The sequence below is a fragment of the Streptomyces sp. ISL-87 genome, from assembly GCF_018614095.1.
Lineage (GTDB): Bacteria > Actinomycetota > Actinomycetes > Streptomycetales > Streptomycetaceae > Streptomyces.
Map to the genome: position 1 here is coordinate 1 of NZ_JAGGOY010000074.1, position 23,187 is coordinate 23,187.

Below are 23,187 nucleotides of genomic sequence, written 5' to 3' on the forward strand. Positions count from 1 at the left end.
GACCGCTACTCGCACACGGAGTTCGAGGCCGCCTTCGACGAGGCGTCGACCGCCCGCAGCGGCAAGATCATCCTGGACTGGACGGCGTAACAGCGCCTTCGGGCCGTCAGGATCCTCCAGGTCCCGCTGGCCCTTCCGGCCCTTCCGGCCCTTCCGGCCCCGCTGGTCCGTCCCTTTTGGGCTTCCGGGGCCCCTGAACCATTTCCCTCCGGCCGGGCCCCGCCCACCCTCCCCCCTCCGCGGGGCCCGGCCCCCTCCCTCCGCCGCCGCACCAGGAGAAAGAGAGCACCGCACCATGTTCGAGACCGTCCGTGAGGACCTGCGCTCCACCCTCGACGAGATCCGTTCCGCCGGCCTGCACAAGCCCGAGCGCGTCATCGGCACCCCGCAGAGCGCCTCCGTGGGCGTCACCTCGGGCGGTACCGCCGGCGAGGTCCTCAACTTCTGCGCCAACAACTACCTCGGGCTCGCCGACCACCCCGAGGTGGTCGCCGCGGCGAAGGACGCGCTGGACCGCTGGGGCTACGGGATGGCCTCGGTCCGCTTCATCTGCGGCACCCAGGAGGTGCACAAGGAGCTGGAGGCGCGGCTGTCGGCGTTCCTCGGCCAGGAGGACACGATCCTCTACTCCTCCTGCTTCGACGCGAACGGCGGCGTCTTCGAGACGCTGCTCGGCGCCGAGGACGCGGTGATCTCCGACGCCCTCAACCACGCCTCGATCATCGACGGCATCCGCCTGTCCAAGGCCCGCCGCTACCGCTACGCCAACCGCGACCTCGGCGAGCTGGAGGCCCGGCTCAAGGAGTCCCAGGACGCCCGCCGCCGCCTGATCGTCACGGACGGCGTGTTCTCCATGGACGGATACGTCGCGCCGCTCGCGGAGATCTGCGACCTGGCCGAGCGCTACGACGCCATGGTCATGGTCGACGACTCGCACGCCGTCGGCTTCGTCGGCCCCGGCGGGCGCGGCACGCCGGAACTGCACGGGGTCATGGACCGCGTCGACATCATCACCGGCACCCTGGGCAAGGCCCTGGGCGGCGCCTCCGGTGGCTACGTCGCGGCGCGTGCCGAGATCGTCGAGCTGCTGCGCCAGCGTTCGCGTCCGTACCTCTTCTCGAACTCGCTCGCCCCGGTGATCGCGGCGGCCTCGCTCAAGGTGCTCGACCTGCTGGAGTCGGCGGGTGACCTGCGCGAGCAGCTCGCGGCCAACACCTCGCTCTTCCGTACGAAGATGACCGAGGCCGGTTTCGAGATCCTGCCCGGCGACCACGCCATCGCCCCGGTGATGATCGGCGACGCGGCGGAGGCGGCCAGGATGGCGGAGCTGCTGCTGGAGCGCGGAGTGTACGTGATCGGCTTCTCGTACCCCGTGGTCCCGCTGGGCGCGGCGCGCATCCGCGTGCAGCTTTCGGCGGCCCACTCCACCGCGGACGTCGAGCGCGCGGTGGCGGCCTTCATCGACGCCCGCGCGGCGCTGGCGGCGTCGGGGGCCTGAGCCGAGCGGCCTCTGGCGCGCGCGGTGTCGGCGGGGTCGGGGGTTCTGAGCGGGCTGAGTGGCTCCCGTGGCCTCCGATGCCCGCGCGGCGCCGGGGGCCTGGGCGGGCTGAGCGACCTCTGACGCTCGCGCGGCGCTAGCGGCCTCAGGGCCCTGAGCGGCCTGGTGTGCTTACCCGGCCGCCTGCCCCTGCCCCTGGCCTTCGGCCGCCTGCCCCCGGCTTCCGGCCCCTGGCCTCCGGCCCCTGGCCTCCGGCCCCTGGCCTCCGGCCCCCGGCCTCCGGCCGCCTTCGGCCTGCCTCCGGTCCCCGGGCCCTGGCCTCCGGTCCCCGGGCCCCGGCCGCTCAGACCCCGGCTTCCGGCGCCCGGCCTCCGGCTTCCGGGGTCTGAGCGGCTGGGGAGTCTGTGCAGGCTGCGGGGCCTGGGCGGGTGGAGTGGGCTGTGGGGCCTGCGAGAATGGCGGGGTGATCGACCCCCGCCGGCTGCGCATCCTGCGAGCCGTGGCGGACCACCGTACGGTGACCGCCGCGGCCGCAGCCCTGTACCTCACCCCCTCCGCCGTCTCCCAGCAGCTCGCGGCGCTGGAGCAGGAGACCGGGCACGTGCTGCTGACCCGCAGCGGCCGCGGTGTACGGCTCACCGCGGCCGGCGAGATCCTGGTCGGGCACGCACACGAGGTGCTGGCCCAGCTGGAGCGCGCGGAGGCCGAACTCGCCGCGTACGCGGGCGGCTCGGCCGGCGAGGTCACGGTGGCCGCCTTCGCGACCGGCATCGCGGAGGTGCTGGCGCCGGCCATCGCACGGCTCGCGCAGGACCACCCGGGAATCCGGCTGCGCGTGCGCGACGCCGAGGGCGACCAGAGCCTGCCGCTGCTCCTGGACGGCGAAGCCGACCTCGCGTTGGCGGTCGAGTACCGCGGCGCCCCCGGCGCGGACGACGGGCGGCTGTCCGTCCTCCCCCTGTACGCCGAGCCCTTCGACGCGGTGCTGCCCTCGGGGCATCCCCTCGCCGATCTCCCCGCGGTGTCGCTGGCAGACCTGTCCGACTCGGACTGGGTGGGCCAGTACCCGGGCAACCCCTGCCATGACGTGACCCTGCTGGCATGCGAACTGGCGGGCTTCCAGCCCCGATTCGCCCACTCCTCCGACGACTTCCGGGCTGTGACGGCGCTTGTGGGCGCGGGGGCCGGCGTGGCCCTGGTCCCGCGTTCGGCGCTGCGGGGCATGGACCTCAAGGAGGTCCAGGTCAGGCCGGTGGCCGGGCCGGCCGCCACCCGACGGGTGTTCGCCGCCACCCGTCGCGGCGCCGAATCGCACCCGCTGATCGCCCCGGTGCTGGCCGCCCTGGCCCGCGAGGCGGAGCGCCTCCCCGAACACTGAGCCCGCCCGCCCCGCTTGCTCGGTGTCGGGCCGGTCCTGTCCGTTCGGTGCCGACCCGCCCCGTCTGCTCGGTGTCGGGCCGGTCCTGTCCGTTCGGTGCCGACCCGCCCCGTTTGCTCGGTGTCGGGCCGGTCCCGTCCGTTCGGCGCCCGCCCTGTCCGCTCGGCGCCGGGCCGGTCCCGCCCCCGCTCGTGCCCGCCCGGTTCGCCTGCCCGAGCTGCGTCAGCCCGCCGCGGCCGCGTCCAGCAGGATCCGCGCCAGCTCACGCGGCTGGGAGAACATCGGCCAGTGACCGGTGTCCATCGTCACCAGCCGCCACTGATCGCCCGTCAGCAGCCGCGCCAAGTCGGAGTTCGGCTCATCGCCGTCGAGCAGGCATTTCACGTACGTCGCCGGAAGCCCGCCGAGCGGGCGCGCCAGCACGGCCGGCTCGGTCAGTGTGGAGCCCGGATGCGGTGTCGTGCGGCTCACGATCCGGGAGATCTGCTCATCGGTGAGGCCTTGACCCGCGTAGTCGGTCGCGCTCGGCGGCGTCCAGAAGCCGCCACTGCGGGCCATCGACGCCTCGACGACCGCCCGGCCGTCCGGCCAGGACGACACGAACGACGCACCGTCGGCGGGGATGTTGGCGTCGACGAACACGACGCGTGCCAGCCGACCGCCGATCCGCTCGGCGGCCTGACCGACCGGAATGCCCGAGTAGCTGTGCCCGACCAGGACGACGTCACGAAGATCAAGGCGTTCGACCTCGTCGACGATCTCCCGCACGTGGGTCTGCTGCCCGGCCGGCGCACCCTGTCGCTCCGCAAGGCCGGACAACGTCAACGCATGCGTGCCGTGGCCGGCCGCACGGAGATCCGGCACCACCTCGTCCCATGCCCAGGATCCGAGCCACGCGCCCGCCACCAATACGAAGTTCACCATGGCCGCACCGTAGCGGAGGCGTCTGACAATCCCGGGTCCCACAATCCCCGGGTCCCACAATCCCCGGGTCCCACAATCCCGGGGTCCGACAACCCGGGGCCCCACAATCCCGGCGCTCCGCTCACACGCGTACGACCTCCACGCCCGCCGCGCGGAACGGCTCCGTGCCCGCGTCCGCCAGGCCGGTGTCCGTCACCAGGACGTCCACCGAGGACGTCGCGCAGATGCGGGCGAAGGCGCGGACGCCGAGCTTGGTGGAGTCAGCCGCGATGATCACGCGGCGGGCGCGGTCGCAGAGCAGGCGGTTCATCGCCGCCTCGTCCTCGTGGCGGGTGGCCGCGCCGTCGGCCGGGTCGAAGGCGTCCACGCCGACGATCGCGGTGTCCACGGTGAGCTGCCCCAGCACCTCCTGGGCCAACGGGCCGGTCAGCTCGTACGACTGGGGGCGGGCCACCCCACCCGTCAGGACGATCTTGAACTGGGGCCTGATGACGAGTTCACCCGCGATGTTGAGGGCGTTGGTGACCACGGTCAGCGCGGGCGAGCCGGTGGCGAGGTCGGCCCGGCCGGCGAGGGCGCGCGCGACCTCCGTCGTGGTGGTGCCGCCCGTCAGCCCGATCACCTCGCCGGGGGTGATCAGAGCCGCCACCGCCTCGCTGATCCGGCGCTTCTCGGCGGCGCGCCGTGACGTGCGGTATCGCAGGGGGAGTTCGTACGAGACTCCGTGCAGTACCGCCCCGCCGCGCGTGCGGACCAGCAGCTGCTGCTCGGCCAGCTGGTCGAGGTCGCGCCGGATGGTCGCGGCGGACACCCCGAGGGCCTCCGCCGCGGGCTCCACCTCCAGCTCGCCCCGCTCCACCAGCAGATCCAGCAGCGTCTGCCAGCGCTCCTTGCGGGTCATCGGGCCGCCCCCTTCGGTGTGCGCCGGTGTCCGCCGGCTGCTCCATTGGCCTACCCGCCGACATTAACCCAGGCGATCAGGGCGTAAATGCTTGAAGTTGCGTGAAACTCACCGCTACGTTGCAGGAAAACGCAAGAATGCAGAACGCAGCATGCAGGGCCGGAACGCACGACCGCAGAACCCGAGAACGCCGGGGAAGCACCCGCCACGCCAGGGAGCCGCCATGAGTCACGTCGCGTACGAGTTGGGCACACAGCCGGAATGCTGGGAGCGGGCCGCCGAACTGGCCCCGGCCCAGCGGTCGGTGCTGCCGCAGCCCGGGGAGCGTACCGCGATCGTTGGGTGCGGGACCTCCTACTTCATGGCCCAGGCGGCTGCCGTGCTGCGCGAGGAGGCCGGGGAGGGCGAGACCGACGCCTTCCCCGCCTCGGAGTTCCCGCGCCACCGCCGCTACGACCGCGTCATCGCGCTCACCCGGTCCGGCACCACGACCGAAGTGCTGGACCTGCTGGCCGGGCTGCGGGACGCGGGAGTACCCACGACCGCGGTCATCGGGGATCCGGCGACGCCGGTGATTTCCCTCGCGGACGAGCTCGTCGTGCTCGACTTCGCCGATGAACGGTCCGTCGTACAGACCCGGTTCGCCACCACTGCCCTGACCCTGCTCCGGGCCCACGTGGGCCGGCACGACCCGGGGGTCGTCGCCGACGCCCGGACGGCTCTGGCGGAGGCGTTGCCCGCGGAGCTGGAGAGCCGGGGGCAGTTCACCTTCCTCGGGCGCGGCTGGAGTGTGGGGCTCGCGAACGAGGCCGCGCTGAAGATGCGCGAGGCCTCCCTGTCGTGGGCCGAGTCGTATCCGGCGATGGAGTACCGGCACGGGCCCGTCAGCATCACCGGGCCCGGCACCGTCACCTGGTCGCTCGACGAGGCGCCGGAAGGGATCGCCGAGCAGGTGGTGGGGGCCGGCGCCCAGTGGGTGGCCGGGCGGCTCGACCCGCTCGCCGAGCTGGTCCGGGTGCACCGGCTGGCCGTCGCCGTCGCCGCTCACCAGAAGCTGGACCCGGACGCGCCACGGAATCTGACCCGCTCGGTGATCCTCACGACGGGAGAGGAGGCGGTCCGATGAGCCTCGTTCCCGCCGGCACGCTCGTCCTGGAGGCGGCCGCCGCGGGCCGCGCCATCGCCGCGTTCAACATCATCACCCTGGAGCACGCCGAGGCCGTCGTCGCGGGAGCCGAGGCGGCCGGGCTGCCGGTCATCCTGCAACTGAGCGAGAACGCCGTGAAGTTCAGGGGCGGGCAACTGCTCCCCATCTCCCGCGCGGCCGCCGCCTGCGCCGCGGAGGCCGCCGTTCCGGTGGGGCTGCACCTGGACCACGTCAAGAGCTCCGAGCTGCTCCGGCAAGCAGTGGACGCCGGGTTCAGCTCGGTGATGTACGACGCCGCCCAGCTGCCGTACGCCGAGAACCTGGAGGCGACCCGCTCCGCCGCCGACTGGGCGCATGCCAACGGCCTGTGGATCGAGGCGGAGCTGGGCGAGGTGGGCGGCAAGAACGGGGCCGCACCGCTGGATCCGCACGCGCCGGGAGCCCGTACCGACCCGGAGGAGGCGCGGCGGTTCGTCGCCGACTCCGGGGTGGACGCGCTGGCCGTGGCCATCGGCAGCAGCCACGCCATGACCAGCCGGACCGCCGCCCTGGACCACGCGCTGCTCGCCCGGCTGGCCAAGAGCGTGGACGCACCGCTGGTGCTGCACGGCTCCTCCGGCCTGCCGGACGGGGAACTCGCGGCGGCCGTGGCGGGCGGCATCCGCAAGGTCAACATCGGCACCGCGCTGAATGTGGCCATGACCGAAGCCATCCGCACCCACCTGACACCGGCGGACCCGCGCCCGTACCTCACGGCCGCCCGTACGGCGATGACGGCGACGGCCGCGGCGATGATCGCAGCGCTGAACTGACCCGTAGGGGTCTTGTCGAGGTGGGTGGGTGGGCGGGGCGCGGGCGAAGGCGTCTGTGCGGCCTTCCCGGGCCGGTACCATGACAAACCACGCTTTCCGGTAGCGCGGAAGAACCGTTTGATCACGTTGAGTGACCGATACCGTGATCACCGTCGCGTTCCGAAACCGTCGCGTTCCGAAGGGGATCACCCCATGCGTCTTCGCACCGCCGCCGTCGCCGCCGCCAGTGCCCTCGCCCTCCTCGTCACCGTCCCGGGCTCGGCCAGCGCTGTCTCCTGACCTGCCAGGGCTTCCCTGTCTGCCAGGGCCTCCTGTCTGTCAGGCCTTCCTTGTGGGGGCGGCTGCCCGGACGGCGGCTACACCGTCCGGGTCCTCCCGACCCTTCCGGATTCTTGGAACAGGTTCTAGTCTGTGCGCCGCGCACCACAGCGACCGGCTGGACCGCGAGACTCCCGGAGGGGCCGTGCACCTCGAATACACGCCTGAGCAGCAGCAGTTGCGCACCGAGCTGCGCGCCTACTTCGCCGAGCTGGTGCCTGAGGACGTCTACGCCCGCTACGAGGACCCGGCGGCCCAGAAGCGGTACTACAGGGAGACCATCCGCCGACTCGGCGCCGACGGCTGGCTCGGGGCCGGCTGGCCCAAGGAGTACGGCGGGCGCGGGATGTCGCCCATGGCCCAGTTCATCTTCTTCGACGAGGCCGCGCAGGCCGTCGTACCGCTGCCGCTGATGGCGCTCAACACCGTCGGGCCGACCATCATGCAGTTCGGCACCGACGAGCAGAAGGCGTACTTCCTGCCCAAGATCCTCGCCGGCGAGATCGACTTCGCCATCGGCTACAGCGAGCCCGACGCCGGCACCGACCTCGCCGCGCTCAAGTGCAAGGCCGTCCGCGAGGGCGACGAGGAGACCGGCACCTACGTCGTCAACGGGCAGAAGATCTGGACCACCAACGGCGACACCGCCGACTGGGTCTGGCTCGCCGTCCGCACCGACCCGGACGCCCCCGCGCACAAGGGCATCACCATGCTCCTCGTGCCGACCGCCGACCCCGGCTACTCCTGCACGCTCATCAACACCCTCGCCTCGCACGACACCACCGCGAGCTACTACGAGAACATCCGCGTCCCCGCGAGCCGCCGCGTCGGCCAGGAGAACAAGGGCTGGCGCCTGATCACCAACCAGCTCAACCACGAGCGCGTCACGCTCGCCGCCCACGGCACGATGGCCATCCGCGCCCTGCACGACGTTCAGCGCTGGGCCGCCGGAACCAAACTCGCCGACGGCCGCCGGGTCATCGACCTCTCCTGGGTCCGTGGCCGCCTGGCCCGCACCCACGCCCGCCTCGACGCGATGAAGCTGCTCAACTGGCAGATGGTGAACGCCGTCCAGTCCGGCACCCTCACCCCGCAGGACGCCTCCGCGGTCAAGGTGTACGGCTCCGAGGCCCGCCGGGACGCGTACGCGTGGCTCATGGAGGTGGTCGGCGCGGCCGGCTCCCTCAAGGACGGCTCCGCCGGCGCGGTCCTGCACGGCGAACTCGAACGCGGCTACCGCAGCGCCGTGATCTTCACCTTCGGCGGCGGCAACAACGAGATCCAGCGCGAGATCATCTCGTGGATCGGCCTCGGCATGCCCCGCGTCCGCCGCTAGGCCGTTCGATGGGAGGGGCTCATGCGGCGACGACCTTCGTGGTCATGACGTCGGCGACGGTGCACGGGGTGGAGGTCTTGACGACTCCTCAGCGCCCGGGGGCCTCGGCGGGCGGCGCACCGCCTCCGGCGCGACACGGGCGGCGCCTTCCCTCGGGCCGGTCACGACTTGCTCCCGCCGTTCCGGGTCGGCCGGGCTGACGCGCTTGCATGACGTCGAACACCTGGGCGTGGTGCCCGAGTACGCGGATCAGCGGCGTGGGCCGGTCGGGGTGTGCGGCGCGCAGCGCGGCCCGTACGCGCAGCTGCATCATGGCGGCGTTCCCCAGGCCAATGGTGGGCGCCAGGCCGAGGCGGGCCAGGATGGGGCCGGTCACGTCTGGGAAGGACAGGTTCGCCACCGGCCCGGTGTAGCCGGCGTCGCGAACGGCCCGCGTGAGGGAGAGGACGCGCACGCGCAGCCCGCTTTCGAGGGGGGCGGCCTTGCGGTACCCGCGGCGCCGGTGATAGGCCACACCTATGGACGATCTCCTCACCGAACGACTCGTGCTCCACCCGATGAGCGTCCAGGAAGCGGCAGCCCTGACCCGAGGCGAGGCGCACGACGCGGTCTCCTGGGCCCGGGGCTATCCCACCGAAGCCGATGTCTCCGGAGCCCGGCGCTACCTCGACCTGTGCGAGGCCGAGGGTGACCCCCAGCCCTTCGGGCCGTACGAGATCCGCCGCCGCGAGGACGGCTGTGTCATCGGCGGCCTGGGTTTCCACGGACCGCCGGACCCGGACGGCACCGTCACCATCGGCTACGGGCTCGTCGCCGGGGCCCGCGGCCACGGGTACGCCGCGGAGGCCCTGCGCGCCCTGCTGCTCTTCGCCCGCACCCAGGGGGTCTCCCGCGTCGCGGGCGACACCGACCACGGCAACATCGCCTCCCAGCGCGTGATGGCGGCGGCCGGGATGAAACTGGTCTCGGAGGACGAGTACCTGAAGTACTACACGCTGGAGTGGCCGCCCTCCCGTCACTCCACACCGGGGAGGCAGGGACATGGGCGAGCCGCCGACGAGTGAGGGACCCGACCCCGGGCTCTACGGGCCGGCCTCCGTCACCTGGCAGTGCCACGGCGACCCGGTCATGTGGATCGCCGGGGTCCGCGCGCTCTACCTCCAGGCGCTGCACCCGCGCGCGGTCCGCGGGGTCATGGAGAACAGCGACTTCCGGCACGACGCCTGGGGCCGGCTGCTCCGTACCGCCGACTTCGTCGGCACCGTCACCTACGGCACCACCGAGGCCGCCGAGCGGGCCGGAGCCCGCGTCCGGAAGATCCACCGGACGCTGTCCGCCACCGACCCCGACACCGGCGAGCGGTTCCCCGTCGACGACCCGGAGCTGCTCCTCTGGGTGCATTGCGCGCAGATCGACAGCTTCCTGCACATCCTGCGCCGCTCCGGCGTCCCCCTCAGCCCCGCGCAGGCCGACCGCTACGTGGACGAGAACCGCGTCAACGCCCGCCTCGTCGGCCTCGACCCGTCCGAGGTGCCGGCCGGCACCGAGCAGCTGGCGGCGTACTTCGAGCGGATCCGCCCGCGGCTCGCCGCCGGCCCCGACGCCCTCGCCGTCGACGAGTTCCTGCGCAGCCCGCCCGCCTCTTCCCTCCTCATCCCTGGCCGAAACCTGCTGTGGCGCCCGCTCGCTGACCTCGCGTACGGTTCCCTCCCCGGCTACGCGCACCGGCTGTACGGAAGACCCGCCGCGGCACCGCGCAGCGTCACCCGGCGCCTGCGCCTCACCGGCCACCTCCTGCGCAGCATTCCCGCAGGTCTGCGGTGGCAGCTGCCTCCAGGTCACATCTTGAAAGCGATGCGCCGCATGGGCCCCGGGAGCCGCCCCTCGACGTACACACTGCGTACATCAGCGGCCATACTGGACCGGCCGGGGAGGGCGTAGGACGCAGCACGACAACGGGGGCGGCTTTAAGACATGGCGAAGTCCAGACTGATCCAGGGCCGGTACCGGTCGCTCGATCTGATCGGGCGCGGCGGCATGGGCGAGGTGTGGCGCGCCCGCGACGAGTCGCTGGGCCGGCAGGTCGCCGTCAAGTGCCTCAAGCCGATAGGGCCCGAGCAGGACGCACACTTCACCCAGGTGCTCCGCGAGCGGTTCCGCCGCGAGGCGCGCGTCGCGGCCTCGCTCCAGCACCGGGGCGTCACCGTCGTCCACGACTTCGGCGACGACAGCGCCGCCGGCGGACCCCTGTACCTCGTGATGGAGCTCCTCGAAGGGCGCAACCTCAGCCAGCTCCTGGAGGACAACGAGGCGCGCCCGCTCCCCGTGGACGTGGTCGTCGACATCGCGGAGCAGATGGCGGCCGCCCTCGGCTACACCCACGACCAGGGTGTCGTCCACCGCGACCTCAAGCCGGCCAACATCATGCGGCTCACCGACGGCACGGTGAAGATCTGCGACTTCGGCATCGCCCGCCTCGCCCACGACATCGGCTTCACCGCCAAACTCACCGGCGGCGGCATGGCCATGGGCACCCCGCACTACATGTCCCCCGAGCAGATCGCGGGCGGCGAGGTCGACCACCGCAGCGACCTCTACTCCCTCGGCTGCGTCCTGTACGAGATCGCCACCGGCGCCCCGCCCTTCGACCTCGGCGACTCCTGGTCCGTCCTGGTCGGGCACCGGGACAACGCGCCCGTCCCGCTGCGCGAGCACCGCCCCGAACTGCCCGACTACTTCGAGCAGCTGGTCCTGGACCTGCTCGCCAAACGCCCCGAGGACCGCCCCGGCGACGCCCGCCACCTGCACCGGCGCCTCGTCGAGGCCCGCCTGGGCCCGGGCGGGCCGCCCGGCGCGCACCCCCCGCTGCCCGAGTGGGCCCAGGGGATGACCGCCGGCCGCAAGGCGGGGACCGACGCCCGCCCCGCGAGCGGCGAGTGGGCCGTGCTCACCGGCTCCTGGACCGCCGCTGCCCGCCCCGGCGGCGCGCAGCGGATGAGCGCGGAGCACCGGATCGTCCGCCCCGACGCCGCGGAGGACCCGCGGCTGACCTCCGCGTACGGGCTGCCCCGAGCCCCGGGACCCGGCCCGGCCGACCCCGACCACCCCGACGCCCTCGCCGCCGGGCACACCCGCGCGTTCACCCTCAGCCGCGCCGGCCGGCCCGAGGAGGCGCTCGCCGTGTACGCCGCCGTGGCCGAGGGGCGCGCCCGCGTGCTCGGTCCGGACCACGCGGACACCCTCGCGGCGCGCCAGGAGGAGGCGTACGAACTGGGCCGGCTCGGCCGCCACCGGGAGGCGTACGACATCTACGGCGCGGTGCTCGCCGCCCGCGTCCGGACCATGGGCCCGCGCCACCCGGACACCCTGCGCTGCCGCCACAACCTGGCCTGCGCCCTGGGCGCGCTCGGCCGGTTCTCCGAAGCCCACCGCACCGCCGCCGAGGTGGCCGCCGACCGGGCGGCCGTGCTCGGCGCCGAACACGCCGACACCCTGCTGACCCGCTACGAGGTGGCCTACGCCCTGGGCCGGCTCAGCCGCTGGGACGAGGCGCTGGCCGCCTTCCGGGAAGTCGCGGCCGTACGCGAACGCGTGCTGGGCCGGGACCACCCCGACGCCCTCGCCGCCCGCTACGAGACAGGCATCGCGCTGGGCCGCACCGGCCGCGCCGCCGAGGCCCTCGACCTGTTCGGGGACCTGGTCCGCGACCGCACCCGCGCGTACGGGGCCGCCGACCCCGAGACGCTCCGCGCACGGCACGTCCTGGGCGTCAACCTGGGCCGGCTGGACCGCTGGGAGGAGGCGGTGGCCGAGGCCCGCCAGGTCGGCGCGGCGCGGGCCAAGGTGCTCGGCGCCGACCACCCCGACACCCTGGTCAGCCGGCGCGAACTGGCCGTCGGGCTGGGCCGGCTGGGCCGTTGGGACGAGGCACTGCCGATCTACCGGGACCTCTCCGGCATCCGCGAACGGGCCCTCGGCGACGAGCATCCCGACACGGTCGCGGCCCACGCCGACGAGGCGCACTGTCTGGAGCGGCTCGGCCAGGTGTGCTACCAAGAGCCATGACGACCTCGGCATCGGCCTCGCGCGGCTTCGGTTCGGACGTGTACGACGCGGTGATCGTGGGCGGCGGGCACAACGGCCTGGTCGCCGCCGCGTACCTCGCCCGGGCGGGCAAATCCGTACTCGTCCTGGAGCGCCTCGGGCACACCGGCGGGGCCGCGATCTCCACCCGCCCCTTCGCGGGCGTGGACGCCCGGCTGTCCCGCTACTCGTACCTCGTCTCCCTGCTCCCGCCGAAGATCGTCCGCGAGCTCGGGCTGAGCTTCGCGGTACGCAAGCGCACGGTCTCCTCGTACACGCCCGTGGAACGCGGCGGCCGGCCCGGCGGGCTGCTCGTCGGCGGCGGCGAGGCGCGCACCCGGGAGTCCTTCGCGCGGCTCACCGGATCGGACCGGGAGTACGAGAGCTGGCGCGCCTTCTACGGGACGACCGGGCAGGTCGCCGAGAAGGTCTTCCCCACCCTGACCGAGCCGCTGCCCACCCGGGAGGAGCTGCGGGCCCGGATCGACGACGAGGCGGCCTGGCGGATGCTCTTCGAGGCGCCGCTCGGGCAGGCGGTGGAGCAGCACTTCACCGACGACCTGGTGCGGGGCGTCGTGCTCACGGACGGGCTGATCGGCACCTTCGCAGACGCGCACGACCCCTCGCTCGCGCAGAACCGCTGCTTCCTCTACCACGTCATCGGCGGCGGGACCGGGGACTGGGACGTCCCGGTCGGCGGCATGGGCGCGCTCACCGACGCTCTGGCGGTGGCCGCGCGGGCCGCCGGGGCGGAGATCGCCACCGGGCACGAGGTCCTGCGGATCGACACCGACGGCACCTCGCCGGCCGAGGTGACCTTCCGTACGGCGGTCGGGGAGGGTCTGGTGGTCGGGCGGAAGGTGCTGGTCAACGCCTCGCCGCGGGCCCTGGCCGACCTCCTCGGCGAGACACCGCCCGTCCCCGCCGAGGGCGCGCAGCTCAAGGTCAACATGCTGCTGCGGCGGCTGCCCCGGCTGCGGGACGCCTCGGTGGACCCGCGGGAGGCGTTCGGCGGGACCTTCCACATCGCCGAGGGCTACGAGGAACTCGGGCGGGCCTACGCGGAGGCGGCCTCCGGCGAGCTGCCCTCCGTACCGCCCTCGGAGATCTACTGCCACTCCCTGACCGACCCCTCGATCCTGGGGCCGGAGCTGGTGGAGCAGGGCTTCCAGACCCTGACCCTGTTCGGGCTGCACACTCCGGCGCGGCTGTTCGAGAAGGACAACCAGGGCGCGCGCGAGGTGCTGCTGGCCGCCACCCTCGCCCAGCTCGACGCGCATCTCGACGAGCCGGTCACCGAGTGCCTCGCCCTCGACGCCGACGGCCGGCCGTGCATCGAGGCCAAGACCCCGCTGGACCTGGAACGCGAACTGCGCCTGCCCGGCGGCCACATCTTCCACCGGGACCTGTCCTGGCCCTACGGGGACTCCAGCCGGTGGGGCGTGGAGACCCCGTACGCCAATGTCCTGCTCTGCGGGGCGGGCGCGGTCCGCGGCGGCGGGGTGAGCGGGGTCCCCGGCCACAATGCGGCGATGGCGGTACTGGGACGCTGAGACGGGCTCAGGCGTCCTGGCGGGCGGGCTCGATCACCACGATCGGGATCTCCCGGTCGGTCTTGCTCTGGTACTCGTCGTACGAGGGCCAGTGCTTGACCATCAGCGGCCAGTACGCGGTGCGTTCCTCGGCCGTCGCGGTGCGCGCCGTGCCCTGGAGCTTCTCGGGGCCGACCTGGATGCGGACCTCGGGGTGGGCGGTCAGGTTCCGGTACCAGAGGGGGTGCTGGGGGGTGCCGCCGTTGGACGCCACGAGGAAGTAGCGGCCGTCGTCCTCGCCGTAGATGAGCGGGGTGCGGACGGGGTTGCCGGAGACGCGGCCGACGGTGGTGAGGAGAAGGGTCTGGGTGCCGTTCCAGAACTGGCCCTGGGCGCCGTCGGAGCCGACGTACTGCTTGACGTGGTCGAGCTGCCAGCCCGGCTTGGGGTCGATCGGGTTGTCCCAGTCGATGTCGCTCATGTGGCTGTGCCTACCTTCGGTGTTGAACAGTCAACAAACCTCAACAACGAGCCTCAACACCGGTGGGCACGGGTTTATGGTCGGGGAAGTGTGCGCTGCGGGGGGCGCTGTGGATGCCGTCGGCGGCGATCACGACGTCGGCGTCGAGGTCTCCCGCAGTGGTGTGCACCACCGGGCGGCCGCCGCCGGTGGTGTCGTCGACGCCGGTGACGGCTGCCCCGTACCGGATCGCCGCGGCCGGGAGCGCGTCGGCCAGACCGGCCGCCAGGGCGGTGCGGTGCACGGCGAGCGGGAGCGTGCCGTACCGGGCTGTCAGCGCGGCGGTGTCGGCGCGGCTCAGCCAGTCGCCGTCGGGGCGGCGAAAGCCCCCTATCGCGGCCGGGACGGCCCGGACGGCCGGCCCGGTGGGGTCGGAGCCGACGGCGTCGAAGGCGCGTAGGGCGTTGGGGGCCAGGACGATTCCGGCGCCTGCCGCGGGTGGCTCGGGAGCCCGCTCGCAGACGGTGACCTGCCAGCCGCGGCGGTGCAGGGCCACCGCCACTGTGAGACCGCCGATCCGCGCACCCGCTACGACCGCATGCCCGAGTCGTCGTCATGGGCGTTCCCCTCCCCGCGTTCGCCGATCCCTCTACAGCCGTAGAGGACGTACCGCACTCTACAGCTGTAGAGTGACGTCATGTCCACCCCTCATCGCGGGACCGACCGCAGAACGCTGATCGCGGACACCGCGATCGACCTCGTGGCCGCCTCCGGCCTGCGCGGCCTGACCCACCGGGCGGTCGACGCCGCGGCGGGGCTGCCGGCCGGCAGTGCCTCGTACTACTTCCGTACGCGGACGGCGTTGATCGGCGCCTGCTACCGGCGGCTGGCCGAGCTGGACCTCGGCGACATCGACGATGAAGGCCCGCCCCCGGCCCTGCCCTTGGCCCCGTTGTCGGTGCCGGTGCCGGTGTCGGACCGGGACGCCGCGGCGAACGCGTTCGGCGCGCTGCTGTACCGCTGGCTGACGGCCGGGCGTGCGCGGCAGCTGGCCCGGTTCGAGCTGAGCCTGGAAGCGGCGCGCAACCCGGAACTGGAGACCGAGTTGCACCAGGCGGGCCTCGGCGCGCGGGCCCGGGCGGCCGGGATCCTCGCCGCGCTGGGGGCGGACCGGCCCGAGGAATCCGCCGAACTCCTGGCCGCCTGGACCGACGGACTCCTCTACGACCGCCTCGCGGGCGCCCTGGCCCGGTCCCGGCCGGCCCCTGACCTGGCCGAACTGACCGCCGTCGTCCGCCGGATGATCGACGCGGCGCTGGCTTAGCCTGGGCGGATGGGATTGGACATCACGGTCTTCGCCGTCGACTGGGACCGGTTCGAGCAGGTGCCGGCCGACGCGTGCATGGACCTGTTCCTGAACGACGCTTACCCGGAGCTCAGTTATCCGGGCGCGGGGTGGCAGTGGCCGCGGCCGGGGCTGCCGGGCGAGGGCTCGCTGGCGTGGTACCGGTTCCGCGACACGCTCGGCTCGTTCAAGGCGCATTTCTGGGCGGGCGAGCGCTGGGAGCACATCCGCGATACACCCGGCGTCATCGGGTCCCCGGTGCGGGCGGCCGTGGACGGCCTGCTGTCGGGCCTGTACTGGGTGCCCCCGGAGGCCGCCGAGGACGAATCGGAGCCACCCGAGCCCTCGGACGAGCAGCGCCGACGGGGGCTGATGATGTCGTTCCCGCCGTCGGAAGTGGCCGCCTTGGCCGCGTACTGGGACCGGGCCGAGCCGCTGGTGGACGGGCTACGGGAATCCTTCGACGTGCATGCGGCCGTCCCGACGGGCTGGATCCGCACCTTCCCGGAGTTCGAGAGCCTGCTGCGCGACTGGGGCGAGGTCGTGCGCGAGGCCCGGCGGCGAGGCTGGGGCGTGATCGCGTTCCCCCTCTGACCTGGGCCGCCGGACCGGGACACCAGACCGGCCGCCAGGCCGGGCCGGGTCCCGATTACGCCGTCTTCGCGTAACCGCAGGCCTCGGTGATCAGGCCGTTCTCGACCCGCATCACGTTCACGCAGCGGACGTAGTCCTTGTCCCCGGAGCCGAACACGAACCTCCAGCGGATGACGGACAACTCACCCGCGACCAGCACGTCCTCGATCTCGAACGTGTTGGCGGCGTCGGTGGCGAGCTCGGCCCAGAAGCGTACGCAGTCCTCCGCCCCCTCCACCCGGCTTCCGTCAGGCGCGGGGGAGACGCCCTCCATCACACAGTCGTCGGCGACGAGCGCGGCCAGACCCGAGGGGTCGTGCTGCTGGAAGACCTGGTTGAAACGGTCGATGACCTCGGCGGTCGTCAGCGGGCGGTGCGGCGCGGATGTGGACATGGTTGCCTCCCTGGTCGGCCGGTCCGTGGGGACCGGTGTGCGGAACAGGAGGATCGTCCGCCGCGCCGTACCGACCGGGCAATTCCCTCCGGGGAATGGCCCGGCTCCCGCGTCCGGGCGGCCCCCCGCGTCCGGCGGCCCCTAGTCCGCCGACCTGGTCCAGCCGGTGGCCTCGATGCGGGCCGCGTCCGACGGGCGGTCCTCGGCGAAGAGCAGCCGCGCCGGTTCCGCCACCCGTACGACGTCCACGTAGACCCCCCGCCCGACGTAGCGGCCGGTCGCGATGTGGCGGAAGCGGAGCCGTACTTCGCGGCCCGCCCAGGCGGTGAGCGGTGCTTCGAGGCGGTGCCAGATCCGGCCGGACCAGCCGTCGGCGTAGCCGTTCGGCCACTGCTCGGGTGTTCCGCCCGTGGTCCGGACGGTGTTGAACGGCAGCGGTTCCCAGGTCTCCCCGTCGGCCGAGGCCTCCAGGTGGAAGGCGCCCTCGCCCGGCACCGTGTCCCACCACACGGCGCAGCGCAGCCGCGCGGCCGCCGTGGCCGGGGTGAGCGGCGGCAGCGTGAGGGTGCCGGAGCCGCCCGGGGTGATCCCGGAGAACCAGGCCGGGCCGCCGTGCCTCGTACGGACGGGCACCGCGCGGGCGAAGCGGTTGCCGACCGCGACCCGTGGGGCGCTGCCTGCCCGCCAGGTCCGCACGGGGTGGACGGAGTTGCCCAGCAGGATCAGGAAGGAGTCGGTGGACGGGTCCAGCACGAGGGAGGTTCCGGTGAAACCGGTGTGGCCGGCGGAGTGCGGAGTGGCCATCGCGCCCATGTACCAGTGCTGGTAGAGCTCGAAGCCGAGGCCGTGGTCGTCGCCGGGGAACGCGGTGTTGTAGTCGGTGAAGAGCAGTTCGACGGAGGCGGGCCGCAGAATGCGCTTGCCCGCGTAGACCCCGCCGTCGAGCAGGGTGCGGGCGAGGACGGCCAGGTCCCAGGCGGTGCCGAAGACGCCGGCGTGGCCGGCGACCCCGCAGAGGGCGTACGCGTTCTCGTCATGGACCTCGCCCCACACCAGCCCGCGGTCCAGGCCGGACCAGGGCGGTCGCTGCACCTCGGTGGCGGCGGTGACGCGGCGCCAGGAGAGCGGCGGGTTGTAACGAGTGCGGTGCATCCCGAGCGGAACAGTGATCTCGTCTTGGAGCAGTACATCCAAAGTGTGACCGGTGATCCGTTCCAGGATCAGCTGTAGCGCGATGAGGTTGAGGTCGGAGTAGCGGTACGCGGTCCCGGGGGTCTCCTGCGGGCGCACCGACCACAGCAGCCTCAGCTGCCCCTCGCGGGTGGGCTCCACGTAGAAGGGGGCCCACGACCGCAGCCCCGAGGTGTGCGTAAGCAGCTGACGGACCGTGATCAGCTCCTTGCCGCCCCCGGTGAACTCCGGCAGGTACCGGTCCACCGGAGCCTCCAGCTCCAGCCGGCCGCGCTCCATCTGCTGCACCGCCAGGATCGAGGTGAACAGCTTGGTCAGCGAAGCCAGGTCGAACACCGTGTCCTCGGCCATCGGGATCCGCTCAGCCGCCGGGAACTCCCGGACCCGGTCGGTCCGCCCGTCGTAGTCCGCGTACCGGACCGCATCGCCCATGGCCCGGTGCAGGGCGACCGTGCGCCCTCGCCCGGCGAGGACCACGGCTCCCGCGTAGTAAGGGCGTTCGGGGGAGGGGCCGAGGAACCGCCGCGCCTCGTCCGCCACTCCCTCCAGGTGCTTCTCGAGCAGCCCGGCCTGGCGTGCGGACCCGTAGCGCAGCCGAAGGCCCTGGAGGGCGCGCCGCTCGGCCGGATTCCCCGCCGCCCCGGCCGCCCCGGGCAGCGCCGCGTTCAATACGAGCACCCCGCCGAGCGCGAGCAGACGCGCCCCGAGCCGTCGCCGACTGATCCCTCCCCGGCGGTTGGCGGGGCTGCCGCTGCCGCTGCCGCTTTCGTTGCCGCCTTCGCTGCCCCTGCCGCGCCCGTCGCCCCGACCGCTGACGCCGTCCTCGCCCCGGGCGAGCGCTCCCGCGCCGCTGCCACCGGCGGCCTGTGCCCCGGCCACTGTCCCGCCGAGCTGCGTATCCGCCGCCCGGCGCCCGTCGGGCCTGCCCACCTGGTGCCCGTCGGGCCCGCCCATGTCGCGCCCGTCGGGCCTGCCCATCTCGCGCCCGTCGGACTCGCCCGCCTCGCCGTACCCGTCGACCGCCCCCGTGTGCTCGCCCATGGCCGGGCCTCCCGTCGCTGTGTCGCCCTCCCGAAGTATCTGCCCGCCCGCTCGGCGGGCCCCGCACCGACCGGCCCGCAAAGAATCTGACACAGCATCAGAAAATCTCTTCCCTCGGCCGCCGCCCTGCGGCATCCTGCGGCCCATGGAGACGGAGCTGAGCAACAAACTGGGAGTCGAGCACGCCATCTTCGGCTTCACGCCCTTCCCGGCGGTCGCCGCCGCGATCACCCGCGCGGGCGGGTTCGGCGTACTCGGCGCGGTCCGCTACACCGCCCCCGACGACCTCAAACGCGACCTCGACTGGATGCAGGAGCACACCGACGGCAAGCCCTACGGCCTTGACGTCGTCATGCCCGCCAAGAAGGCCGTCGACGGCATCAGCGAAGCCGACATCGAGGCGATGATCCCGGCCGCGCACCGCGAGTTCGTCCGCGACACTCTCGCCAAGCACCACGTACCCGAACTGGCCGAGGGCGAGGCCTCCGGCTGGCGGATCACCGGCTGGATGGAGCAGGTCGCCCGCAACCAGCTCGACGTCGCTTTCGACTACCCCATCAAACTCCTGGCGAACGCCCTCGGTTCCCCGCCCGCCGATGTCATCGAGCGCGCCCACGACCACGGCGTCCTCGTCGCCGCCCTCGCCGGCAGCGCCAAACACGCCCGCCGCCACGCGGAAGCCGGCATCGACATCGTCGTCGCCCAGGGCTACGAGGCAGGCGGCCACACCGGTGACATCGCCACCATGGTCCTGGTCCCCGAGATCACCGAGGCCGTCGCCCCGCTCCCCGTCCTCGCCGCCGGCGGCATCGGCAGCGGGGAACAGATCGCCGCCGGTCTCGCGCTCGGCGCCCAGGGCGCCTGGCTCGGCTCCCTCTGGCTCACCACCACCGAGGCCGACCTGCACTCCCGCGCCCTCACCGAGAAGCTCCTCGCCGCCGGCTCCGGCGACACCGTCCGATCCCGCGCCCTCACCGGCAAACCCGCCCGCCAGCTGCGCACCGAGTGGACCGATGCCTGGGACGACCCGGACGGCCCCGGCGCGCTCCCCATGCCGCTCCAGGGCCTGCTGGTCGCCGAGGCCGTCTCCCGGATCCAGAAGTACGAGGTCCGGCCGCTGCTCGGCACCCCCGTCGGCCAGATCGTCGGCCGGATGAACTCCGAACGCAGTGTCCAGGCCGTCTTCGACGACCTCACCAGCGGCTTCGAGCGCGCCATCGACCGCATCACCCGTATCGCCGGCCGGGCCCGAGAGGTGTGAGCAGCATGACCGACGAACAGCCTCCCAACGGTTTCTGGGCTCAAGCCGCCGCCGACCCCGACCGCACCGTCCTGATCACCCCCGACGGCGAGGAATGGAGCGCCGGCCGCCTGCACGCCGACGTCAACCGCCTCGTCCACGGCCTGCGCGCCGCCGGCCTGGAGAAGGGCGACGTCTTCGCCGTCGTCCTCCCCAACGGCGTGGAGTTCTTCACCGCCTACCTCGCCGCCTCCCAGGCCGGCTTCTACCTCGTCCCGGTCAACCACCACCTGGTCGGCCCCGAGATCGCCTGGATCGTCTCCGACTCCGGCGCCAAAGCCCTCATCGCCCACGAGCGCTTCGCCGACGCCGCCACCGCCGCGGCCGACGAGGCGGGCCTGCCGGCGAGCCACCGCTACGCCGTCGGAGCCGTCGCCGGCTTCCGGCCCTACGGCGAACTCCTCGACGGGCAGCCCGCCACGCCCCCCGGGGACCGCACCCTCGGCTGGGTCATGAACTACACCTCCGGCACCACCGGCCGGCCCCGCGGCATCCGCCGCCCGCTGCCCGGAAAGCTCCCGGAGGAGACGTACCTCGGCGGCTTCCTCGGAATCTTCGGCATCCGCCCCTTCGACGACAATGTCCACCTGGTCTGCTCGCCGCTCTACCACACCGCCGTGCTCCAATTCGCGGGCGCCTCCCTGCACATCGGGCATCCGCTGGTCCTGATGGACAAGTGGACACCGCAGGAGATGCTGCGCCTCATCGACGACCACGCCTGCACGCACACCCACATGGTCCCGACCCAGTTCCACCGCCTCCTCGCGCTCCCGCAGGAGACGAAGGACGCCTACGACGTCTCCTCGATGCGGCACGCCATCCACGGCGCCGCGCCCTGCCCCGACCACGTCAAGCGGGCGATGATCGACTGGTGGGGCCGGTGCGTGGAGGAGTACTACGCGGCCAGCGAGGGCGGCGGCGCCTTCGCCACCGCCGAGGACTGGCTGAAGAAGCCGGGAACCGTGGGCAAGGCCTGGCCGATCAGCGAACTCGCCATCTTCGACGACGACGGCAACCGGCTCCAGCCCGGCGAACTCGGCACCGTCTACATCAAGATGAACACCGGCGGCTTCAGCTACCACAAGGACGAGGGCAAGACGCGCAAGAACCGCATCGGCGACTTCTTCACCGTCGGGGACCTCGGCCTGATGGACGAGGAGGGCTACCTCTTCCTCCGGGACCGCAAGATCGACATGATCATCTCGGGCGGGGTCAACATCTATCCCGCCGAGATCGAGTCCGCCCTGCTCACCCACCCTGCGGTCGCGGACGCCGCCGCCTTCGGCATCCCGCACGCAGACTGGGGCGAGCAGGTCAAGGCGGTCATCGAACCGGCGGAGGGCTTCGCCGCGAGTGATGCGCTGGCCGCCGAGATCCTGCACCACTGCGAGCGGCAACTGGCCGCCTACAAGCGGCCCAAGACCGTCGACTTCATCGAGACGATGCCGCGTGACCCGAACGGCAAGCTGTACAAGCGGAGGCTGCGCGACCCGTACTGGGAGGGCCACGAGCGCGCGATGTGACGTACGGGGTTCGCGGATCGGTCCTGCCCGGCCGCCAGTACGGGCAGGGCCGGACGCCCGCTCCAGGGGCACGCCCCCGGACCCGCCACGCCCGGGGCTGTGGTGGGAAATGCCACGTCAGAGCCCCGGGGAAGCCCCTTGCGTCCCACCAGAGGGGCAGTTCTGGCAAGTTGGCCGATATGAGTACGGCATGGCACAGAACCCCCCTGACCGACTGGACCGTCGTGGTCCCCGTGGTGGCGGTCGTCGCGCTCGCCTTCAGCTGGGGCCGCGATCTGCCCCCGCTCGCCGTGGCCCTGGTCGCCCTGTGCCTCGCGGGCGCGGTGCTGGCGGCCGTCCACCATGCCGAGGTCGTCGCGCACCGGGTCGGCGAACCCTTCGGCTCGCTCGTCCTCGCCGTCGCCGTGACCGTCATCGAAGTGGCCCTCATCGTCACCCTGATGGCCGACGGCGGGGACAAGACCTCCTCGCTCGCCCGCGACACCGTCTTCGCCGCCGTGATGATCACCTGCAACGGCATCGTCGGTCTGTCCCTGCTCGTCGGCGCCCTGCGCAACCGGGTCGCGGTCTTCCACGCCGAAGGCTCCGGCGCGGCCCTCGCCACCGTCGCCACCCTCGCGGTGCTCAGCCTGGTGCTGCCCACGTTCACGACCTCGAAGCCCGGCCCGGAGTTCTCCACCGCTCAGCTCGCCTTCGCCGCCGGTGCCTCACTCGCCCTCTACGGGCTGTTCATCGCCGTCCAGACGGTCCGTCACCGGGACTACTTCCTGCCCGTGGACACCGCACGCCACCGCGAGGAGGCGGCGAAGGCGGCGGCCGGCGCGGCCGCCGGCGAGGACGACGCCCCCCACGCCGAGCCGCCCACCTCCCTGGCCGCCCTGATCAGCCTCGGCCTGCTGCTGGTCGCTCTCGTCGGCGTCGTCGGTGACGCCAAGGCCGTCTCCCCGACGATCGAGACGGGCGTCGCCAACGCGGGCCTGCCACACGCCGTGGTCGGTGTGATCATCGCCCTGCTCGTCCTGGCCCCCGAGACCCTGGCCGCCGCCCGCGCCGCCCGCCGCGACCGCGTCCAGACCAGTCTCAACCTGGCCTACGGCTCCGCCATCGCCAGCATCGGCCTGACCATCCCGGCCATCGCACTGGCCTCGGTCTGGCTCTCCGGCCCACTGCTGCTCGGCCTCGGGCCGGTCCAGATGGTGCTGCTCGCCCTCACCATCGTGATCAGCGCCCTCACCATCGTCCCGGGCCGCGCCACCCTGCTCCAGGGCGGAGTCCACGTCGTCCTGCTGGCCGCGTACCTGTTCCTCGCGGTGAGCCCGTAGCTCCTACGGGTCCCGTGCCGTCCGGGAGACCGAGGGCGCACCGGCGCGG

Annotated in this window: 21 protein-coding genes; 14 read left to right on the plus strand and 7 right to left on the minus strand. The window is 73.0% G+C overall.

The genetic code is table 11. From position 1 onward, the window contains the following. Positions 1-295 precede the first annotated feature (295 nt). Both J7I97_RS26195 and J7I97_RS26200 read left to right on the plus strand, forming a co-directional pair. The gene (locus J7I97_RS26195) at positions 296-1,498 is read left to right on the plus strand and encodes a glycine C-acetyltransferase (RefSeq protein ID WP_214939157.1); all 1,203 of its coding nucleotides are present in this window, start codon (positions 296-298) and stop codon (positions 1,496-1,498) included. A gap of 463 nt (positions 1,499-1,961) precedes the next feature. Further along, the gene (locus tag J7I97_RS26200) at positions 1,962-2,876 is read left to right on the plus strand and encodes a LysR family transcriptional regulator (protein WP_214939160.1); all 915 of its coding nucleotides are present in this window, start codon (positions 1,962-1,964) and stop codon (positions 2,874-2,876) included. Between the two features lie 222 nt (positions 2,877-3,098). Here J7I97_RS26200 and J7I97_RS26205 read toward each other — a convergent pair whose 3' ends face one another. Both J7I97_RS26205 and J7I97_RS26210 read right to left on the minus strand, forming a co-directional pair. Beyond that, a complete protein-coding gene (locus J7I97_RS26205) occupies positions 3,099-3,800 on the minus strand; it encodes an alpha/beta fold hydrolase (RefSeq protein WP_214939163.1) in 702 nt (233 codons plus the stop codon). Positions 3,801-3,921: 121 nt separating this feature from the next. Then, entirely contained in the window at positions 3,922-4,701 is a 780-nt protein-coding gene (locus J7I97_RS26210) for a DeoR/GlpR family DNA-binding transcription regulator (protein WP_214939166.1), read from the minus strand. Between the two features lie 223 nt (positions 4,702-4,924). Here J7I97_RS26210 and J7I97_RS26215 point away from each other — a divergent pair, with 223 nt between their 5' ends. From J7I97_RS26215 to J7I97_RS26225, 3 genes are all read left to right on the plus strand, one after another. Then, a complete protein-coding gene (locus J7I97_RS26215; RefSeq protein ID WP_214939169.1) occupies positions 4,925-5,827 on the plus strand; it encodes an SIS domain-containing protein in 903 nt (300 codons plus the stop codon). Continuing rightward, a complete protein-coding gene (locus J7I97_RS26220; RefSeq protein WP_214939172.1) occupies positions 5,824-6,660 on the plus strand; it encodes a class II fructose-bisphosphate aldolase in 837 nt (278 codons plus the stop codon). Before J7I97_RS26215 ends, J7I97_RS26220 begins: the two co-directional genes overlap by 4 nt. A gap of 463 nt (positions 6,661-7,123) precedes the next feature. Beyond that, complete coding sequence (locus J7I97_RS26225) at positions 7,124-8,314, plus strand: acyl-CoA dehydrogenase family protein (RefSeq protein ID WP_214939175.1); 1,191 nt, start codon at positions 7,124-7,126, stop codon at positions 8,312-8,314. Between the two features lie 88 nt (positions 8,315-8,402). Here J7I97_RS26225 and J7I97_RS26230 read toward each other — a convergent pair whose 3' ends face one another. After that, entirely contained in the window at positions 8,403-8,828 is a 426-nt protein-coding gene (locus J7I97_RS26230) for a hypothetical protein (RefSeq protein ID WP_214939178.1), read from the minus strand. Positions 8,829-8,832: 4 nt separating this feature from the next. On the opposite strand from J7I97_RS26230, the gene J7I97_RS26235 reads away from it, so the two are divergent. Genes J7I97_RS26235 through J7I97_RS26250 form a run of 4 tightly spaced genes read left to right on the plus strand, consistent with a single transcriptional unit; the run spans position 8,833 to position 13,950 of the window. Beyond that, positions 8,833-9,378: a GNAT family N-acetyltransferase gene (locus tag J7I97_RS26235; protein WP_214939181.1), complete on the plus strand. Its 546-nt coding sequence runs from the start codon at positions 8,833-8,835 to the stop codon at positions 9,376-9,378. Continuing rightward, the gene (locus J7I97_RS26240) at positions 9,356-10,255 is read left to right on the plus strand and encodes an oxygenase MpaB family protein (RefSeq protein ID WP_214939184.1); all 900 of its coding nucleotides are present in this window, start codon (positions 9,356-9,358) and stop codon (positions 10,253-10,255) included. Before J7I97_RS26235 ends, J7I97_RS26240 begins: the two co-directional genes overlap by 23 nt. Before the next feature lie 33 nt (positions 10,256-10,288). Next, entirely contained in the window at positions 10,289-12,379 is a 2,091-nt protein-coding gene (locus J7I97_RS26245) for a serine/threonine-protein kinase (protein ID WP_214939187.1), read from the plus strand. After that, entirely contained in the window at positions 12,376-13,950 is a 1,575-nt protein-coding gene (locus J7I97_RS26250) for an NAD(P)/FAD-dependent oxidoreductase (RefSeq protein WP_214939190.1), read from the plus strand. The genes J7I97_RS26245 and J7I97_RS26250 overlap by 4 nt, the downstream gene beginning before the upstream one ends. 7 nt (positions 13,951-13,957) lie before the next feature. Here J7I97_RS26250 and J7I97_RS26255 read toward each other — a convergent pair whose 3' ends face one another. Together J7I97_RS26255 and J7I97_RS26260 are read right to left on the minus strand one after the other, a co-directional pair. Then, positions 13,958-14,410, minus strand: a complete 453-nt coding sequence (locus J7I97_RS26255; protein ID WP_214939193.1) for a nitroreductase family deazaflavin-dependent oxidoreductase — start codon at positions 14,408-14,410, stop codon at positions 13,958-13,960. 40 nt (positions 14,411-14,450) lie between these two features. Continuing rightward, the gene (locus J7I97_RS26260; protein ID WP_308369439.1) at positions 14,451-14,945 is read right to left on the minus strand and encodes a hypothetical protein; all 495 of its coding nucleotides are present in this window, start codon (positions 14,943-14,945) and stop codon (positions 14,451-14,453) included. Between the two features lie 141 nt (positions 14,946-15,086). Here J7I97_RS26260 and J7I97_RS26265 point away from each other — a divergent pair, with 141 nt between their 5' ends. Next, positions 15,087-15,713 carry a TetR/AcrR family transcriptional regulator gene (locus tag J7I97_RS26265; RefSeq protein ID WP_214939196.1) on the plus strand — a complete coding sequence of 209 codons (627 nt, stop codon included), beginning with the start codon at positions 15,087-15,089 and terminating at the stop codon, positions 15,711-15,713. Positions 15,714-15,722: 9 nt separating this feature from the next. Beyond that, on the plus strand, positions 15,723-16,328 hold the full coding sequence (locus tag J7I97_RS26270; RefSeq protein ID WP_214939199.1) for a hypothetical protein: 606 nt from the start codon (positions 15,723-15,725) through the stop codon (positions 16,326-16,328). A 55-nt stretch (positions 16,329-16,383) separates the two neighbouring features. On the opposite strand, the gene J7I97_RS26275 is transcribed toward J7I97_RS26270, so the two are convergent. Together J7I97_RS26275 and J7I97_RS26280 are read right to left on the minus strand one after the other, a co-directional pair. Further along, a complete protein-coding gene (locus J7I97_RS26275) occupies positions 16,384-16,761 on the minus strand; it encodes a nuclear transport factor 2 family protein (RefSeq protein ID WP_214939202.1) in 378 nt (125 codons plus the stop codon). 141 nt (positions 16,762-16,902) lie between these two features. Next, positions 16,903-18,993 carry a serine hydrolase gene (locus J7I97_RS26280; RefSeq protein WP_251059185.1) on the minus strand — a complete coding sequence of 697 codons (2,091 nt, stop codon included), beginning with the start codon at positions 18,991-18,993 and terminating at the stop codon, positions 16,903-16,905. Positions 18,994-19,138: 145 nt separating this feature from the next. Here J7I97_RS26280 and J7I97_RS26285 point away from each other — a divergent pair, with 145 nt between their 5' ends. The 3 genes from J7I97_RS26285 (at position 19,139) to J7I97_RS26295 (ending at position 23,138) form a co-directional block, all read left to right on the plus strand. After that, positions 19,139-20,254 (plus strand): nitronate monooxygenase, encoded by a 1,116-nt coding sequence (locus tag J7I97_RS26285; protein WP_214939205.1) that lies wholly within the window; start codon positions 19,139-19,141, stop codon positions 20,252-20,254. 5 nt (positions 20,255-20,259) lie between these two features. Then, positions 20,260-21,816: an acyl-CoA synthetase gene (locus tag J7I97_RS26290; protein WP_214939208.1), complete on the plus strand. Its 1,557-nt coding sequence runs from the start codon at positions 20,260-20,262 to the stop codon at positions 21,814-21,816. A gap of 179 nt (positions 21,817-21,995) precedes the next feature. Then, complete coding sequence (locus J7I97_RS26295) at positions 21,996-23,138, plus strand: calcium:proton antiporter (RefSeq protein ID WP_214939211.1); 1,143 nt, start codon at positions 21,996-21,998, stop codon at positions 23,136-23,138. Positions 23,139-23,187: the final 49 nt, after the last annotated feature.

Excerpts from the sequence above, each read along its gene's own strand:
- J7I97_RS26195 (WP_214939157.1), top strand. The coding sequence starts at position 296 with ATGTTCGAGACCGTCCGTGAGGACCTGCGCTCCACCCTCGACGAGATC.
- J7I97_RS26205 (WP_214939163.1), bottom strand. The coding sequence starts at position 3,800 with ATGGTGAACTTCGTATTGGTGGCGGGCGCGTGGCTCGGATCCTGGGCA.
- J7I97_RS26210 (WP_214939166.1), bottom strand. The coding sequence starts at position 4,701 with ATGACCCGCAAGGAGCGCTGGCAGACGCTGCTGGATCTGCTGGTGGAG.
- J7I97_RS26215 (WP_214939169.1), top strand. The coding sequence starts at position 4,925 with ATGAGTCACGTCGCGTACGAGTTGGGCACACAGCCGGAATGCTGGGAG.
- J7I97_RS26220 (WP_214939172.1), top strand. The coding sequence starts at position 5,824 with ATGAGCCTCGTTCCCGCCGGCACGCTCGTCCTGGAGGCGGCCGCCGCG.
- J7I97_RS26235 (WP_214939181.1), top strand. The coding sequence starts at position 8,833 with ATGGACGATCTCCTCACCGAACGACTCGTGCTCCACCCGATGAGCGTC.
- J7I97_RS26240 (WP_214939184.1), top strand. The coding sequence starts at position 9,356 with ATGGGCGAGCCGCCGACGAGTGAGGGACCCGACCCCGGGCTCTACGGG.
- J7I97_RS26245 (WP_214939187.1), top strand. The coding sequence starts at position 10,289 with ATGGCGAAGTCCAGACTGATCCAGGGCCGGTACCGGTCGCTCGATCTG.
- J7I97_RS26250 (WP_214939190.1), top strand. The coding sequence starts at position 12,376 with ATGACGACCTCGGCATCGGCCTCGCGCGGCTTCGGTTCGGACGTGTAC.
- J7I97_RS26255 (WP_214939193.1), bottom strand. The coding sequence starts at position 14,410 with ATGAGCGACATCGACTGGGACAACCCGATCGACCCCAAGCCGGGCTGG.
- J7I97_RS26265 (WP_214939196.1), top strand. The coding sequence starts at position 15,087 with ATGTCCACCCCTCATCGCGGGACCGACCGCAGAACGCTGATCGCGGAC.
- J7I97_RS26270 (WP_214939199.1), top strand. The coding sequence starts at position 15,723 with ATGGGATTGGACATCACGGTCTTCGCCGTCGACTGGGACCGGTTCGAG.
- J7I97_RS26275 (WP_214939202.1), bottom strand. The coding sequence starts at position 16,761 with ATGTCCACATCCGCGCCGCACCGCCCGCTGACGACCGCCGAGGTCATC.
- J7I97_RS26280 (WP_251059185.1), bottom strand. The coding sequence starts at position 18,993 with ATGGGCGAGCACACGGGGGCGGTCGACGGGTACGGCGAGGCGGGCGAG.
- J7I97_RS26285 (WP_214939205.1), top strand. The coding sequence starts at position 19,139 with ATGGAGACGGAGCTGAGCAACAAACTGGGAGTCGAGCACGCCATCTTC.
- J7I97_RS26290 (WP_214939208.1), top strand. The coding sequence starts at position 20,260 with ATGACCGACGAACAGCCTCCCAACGGTTTCTGGGCTCAAGCCGCCGCC.
- J7I97_RS26295 (WP_214939211.1), top strand. The coding sequence starts at position 21,996 with ATGAGTACGGCATGGCACAGAACCCCCCTGACCGACTGGACCGTCGTG.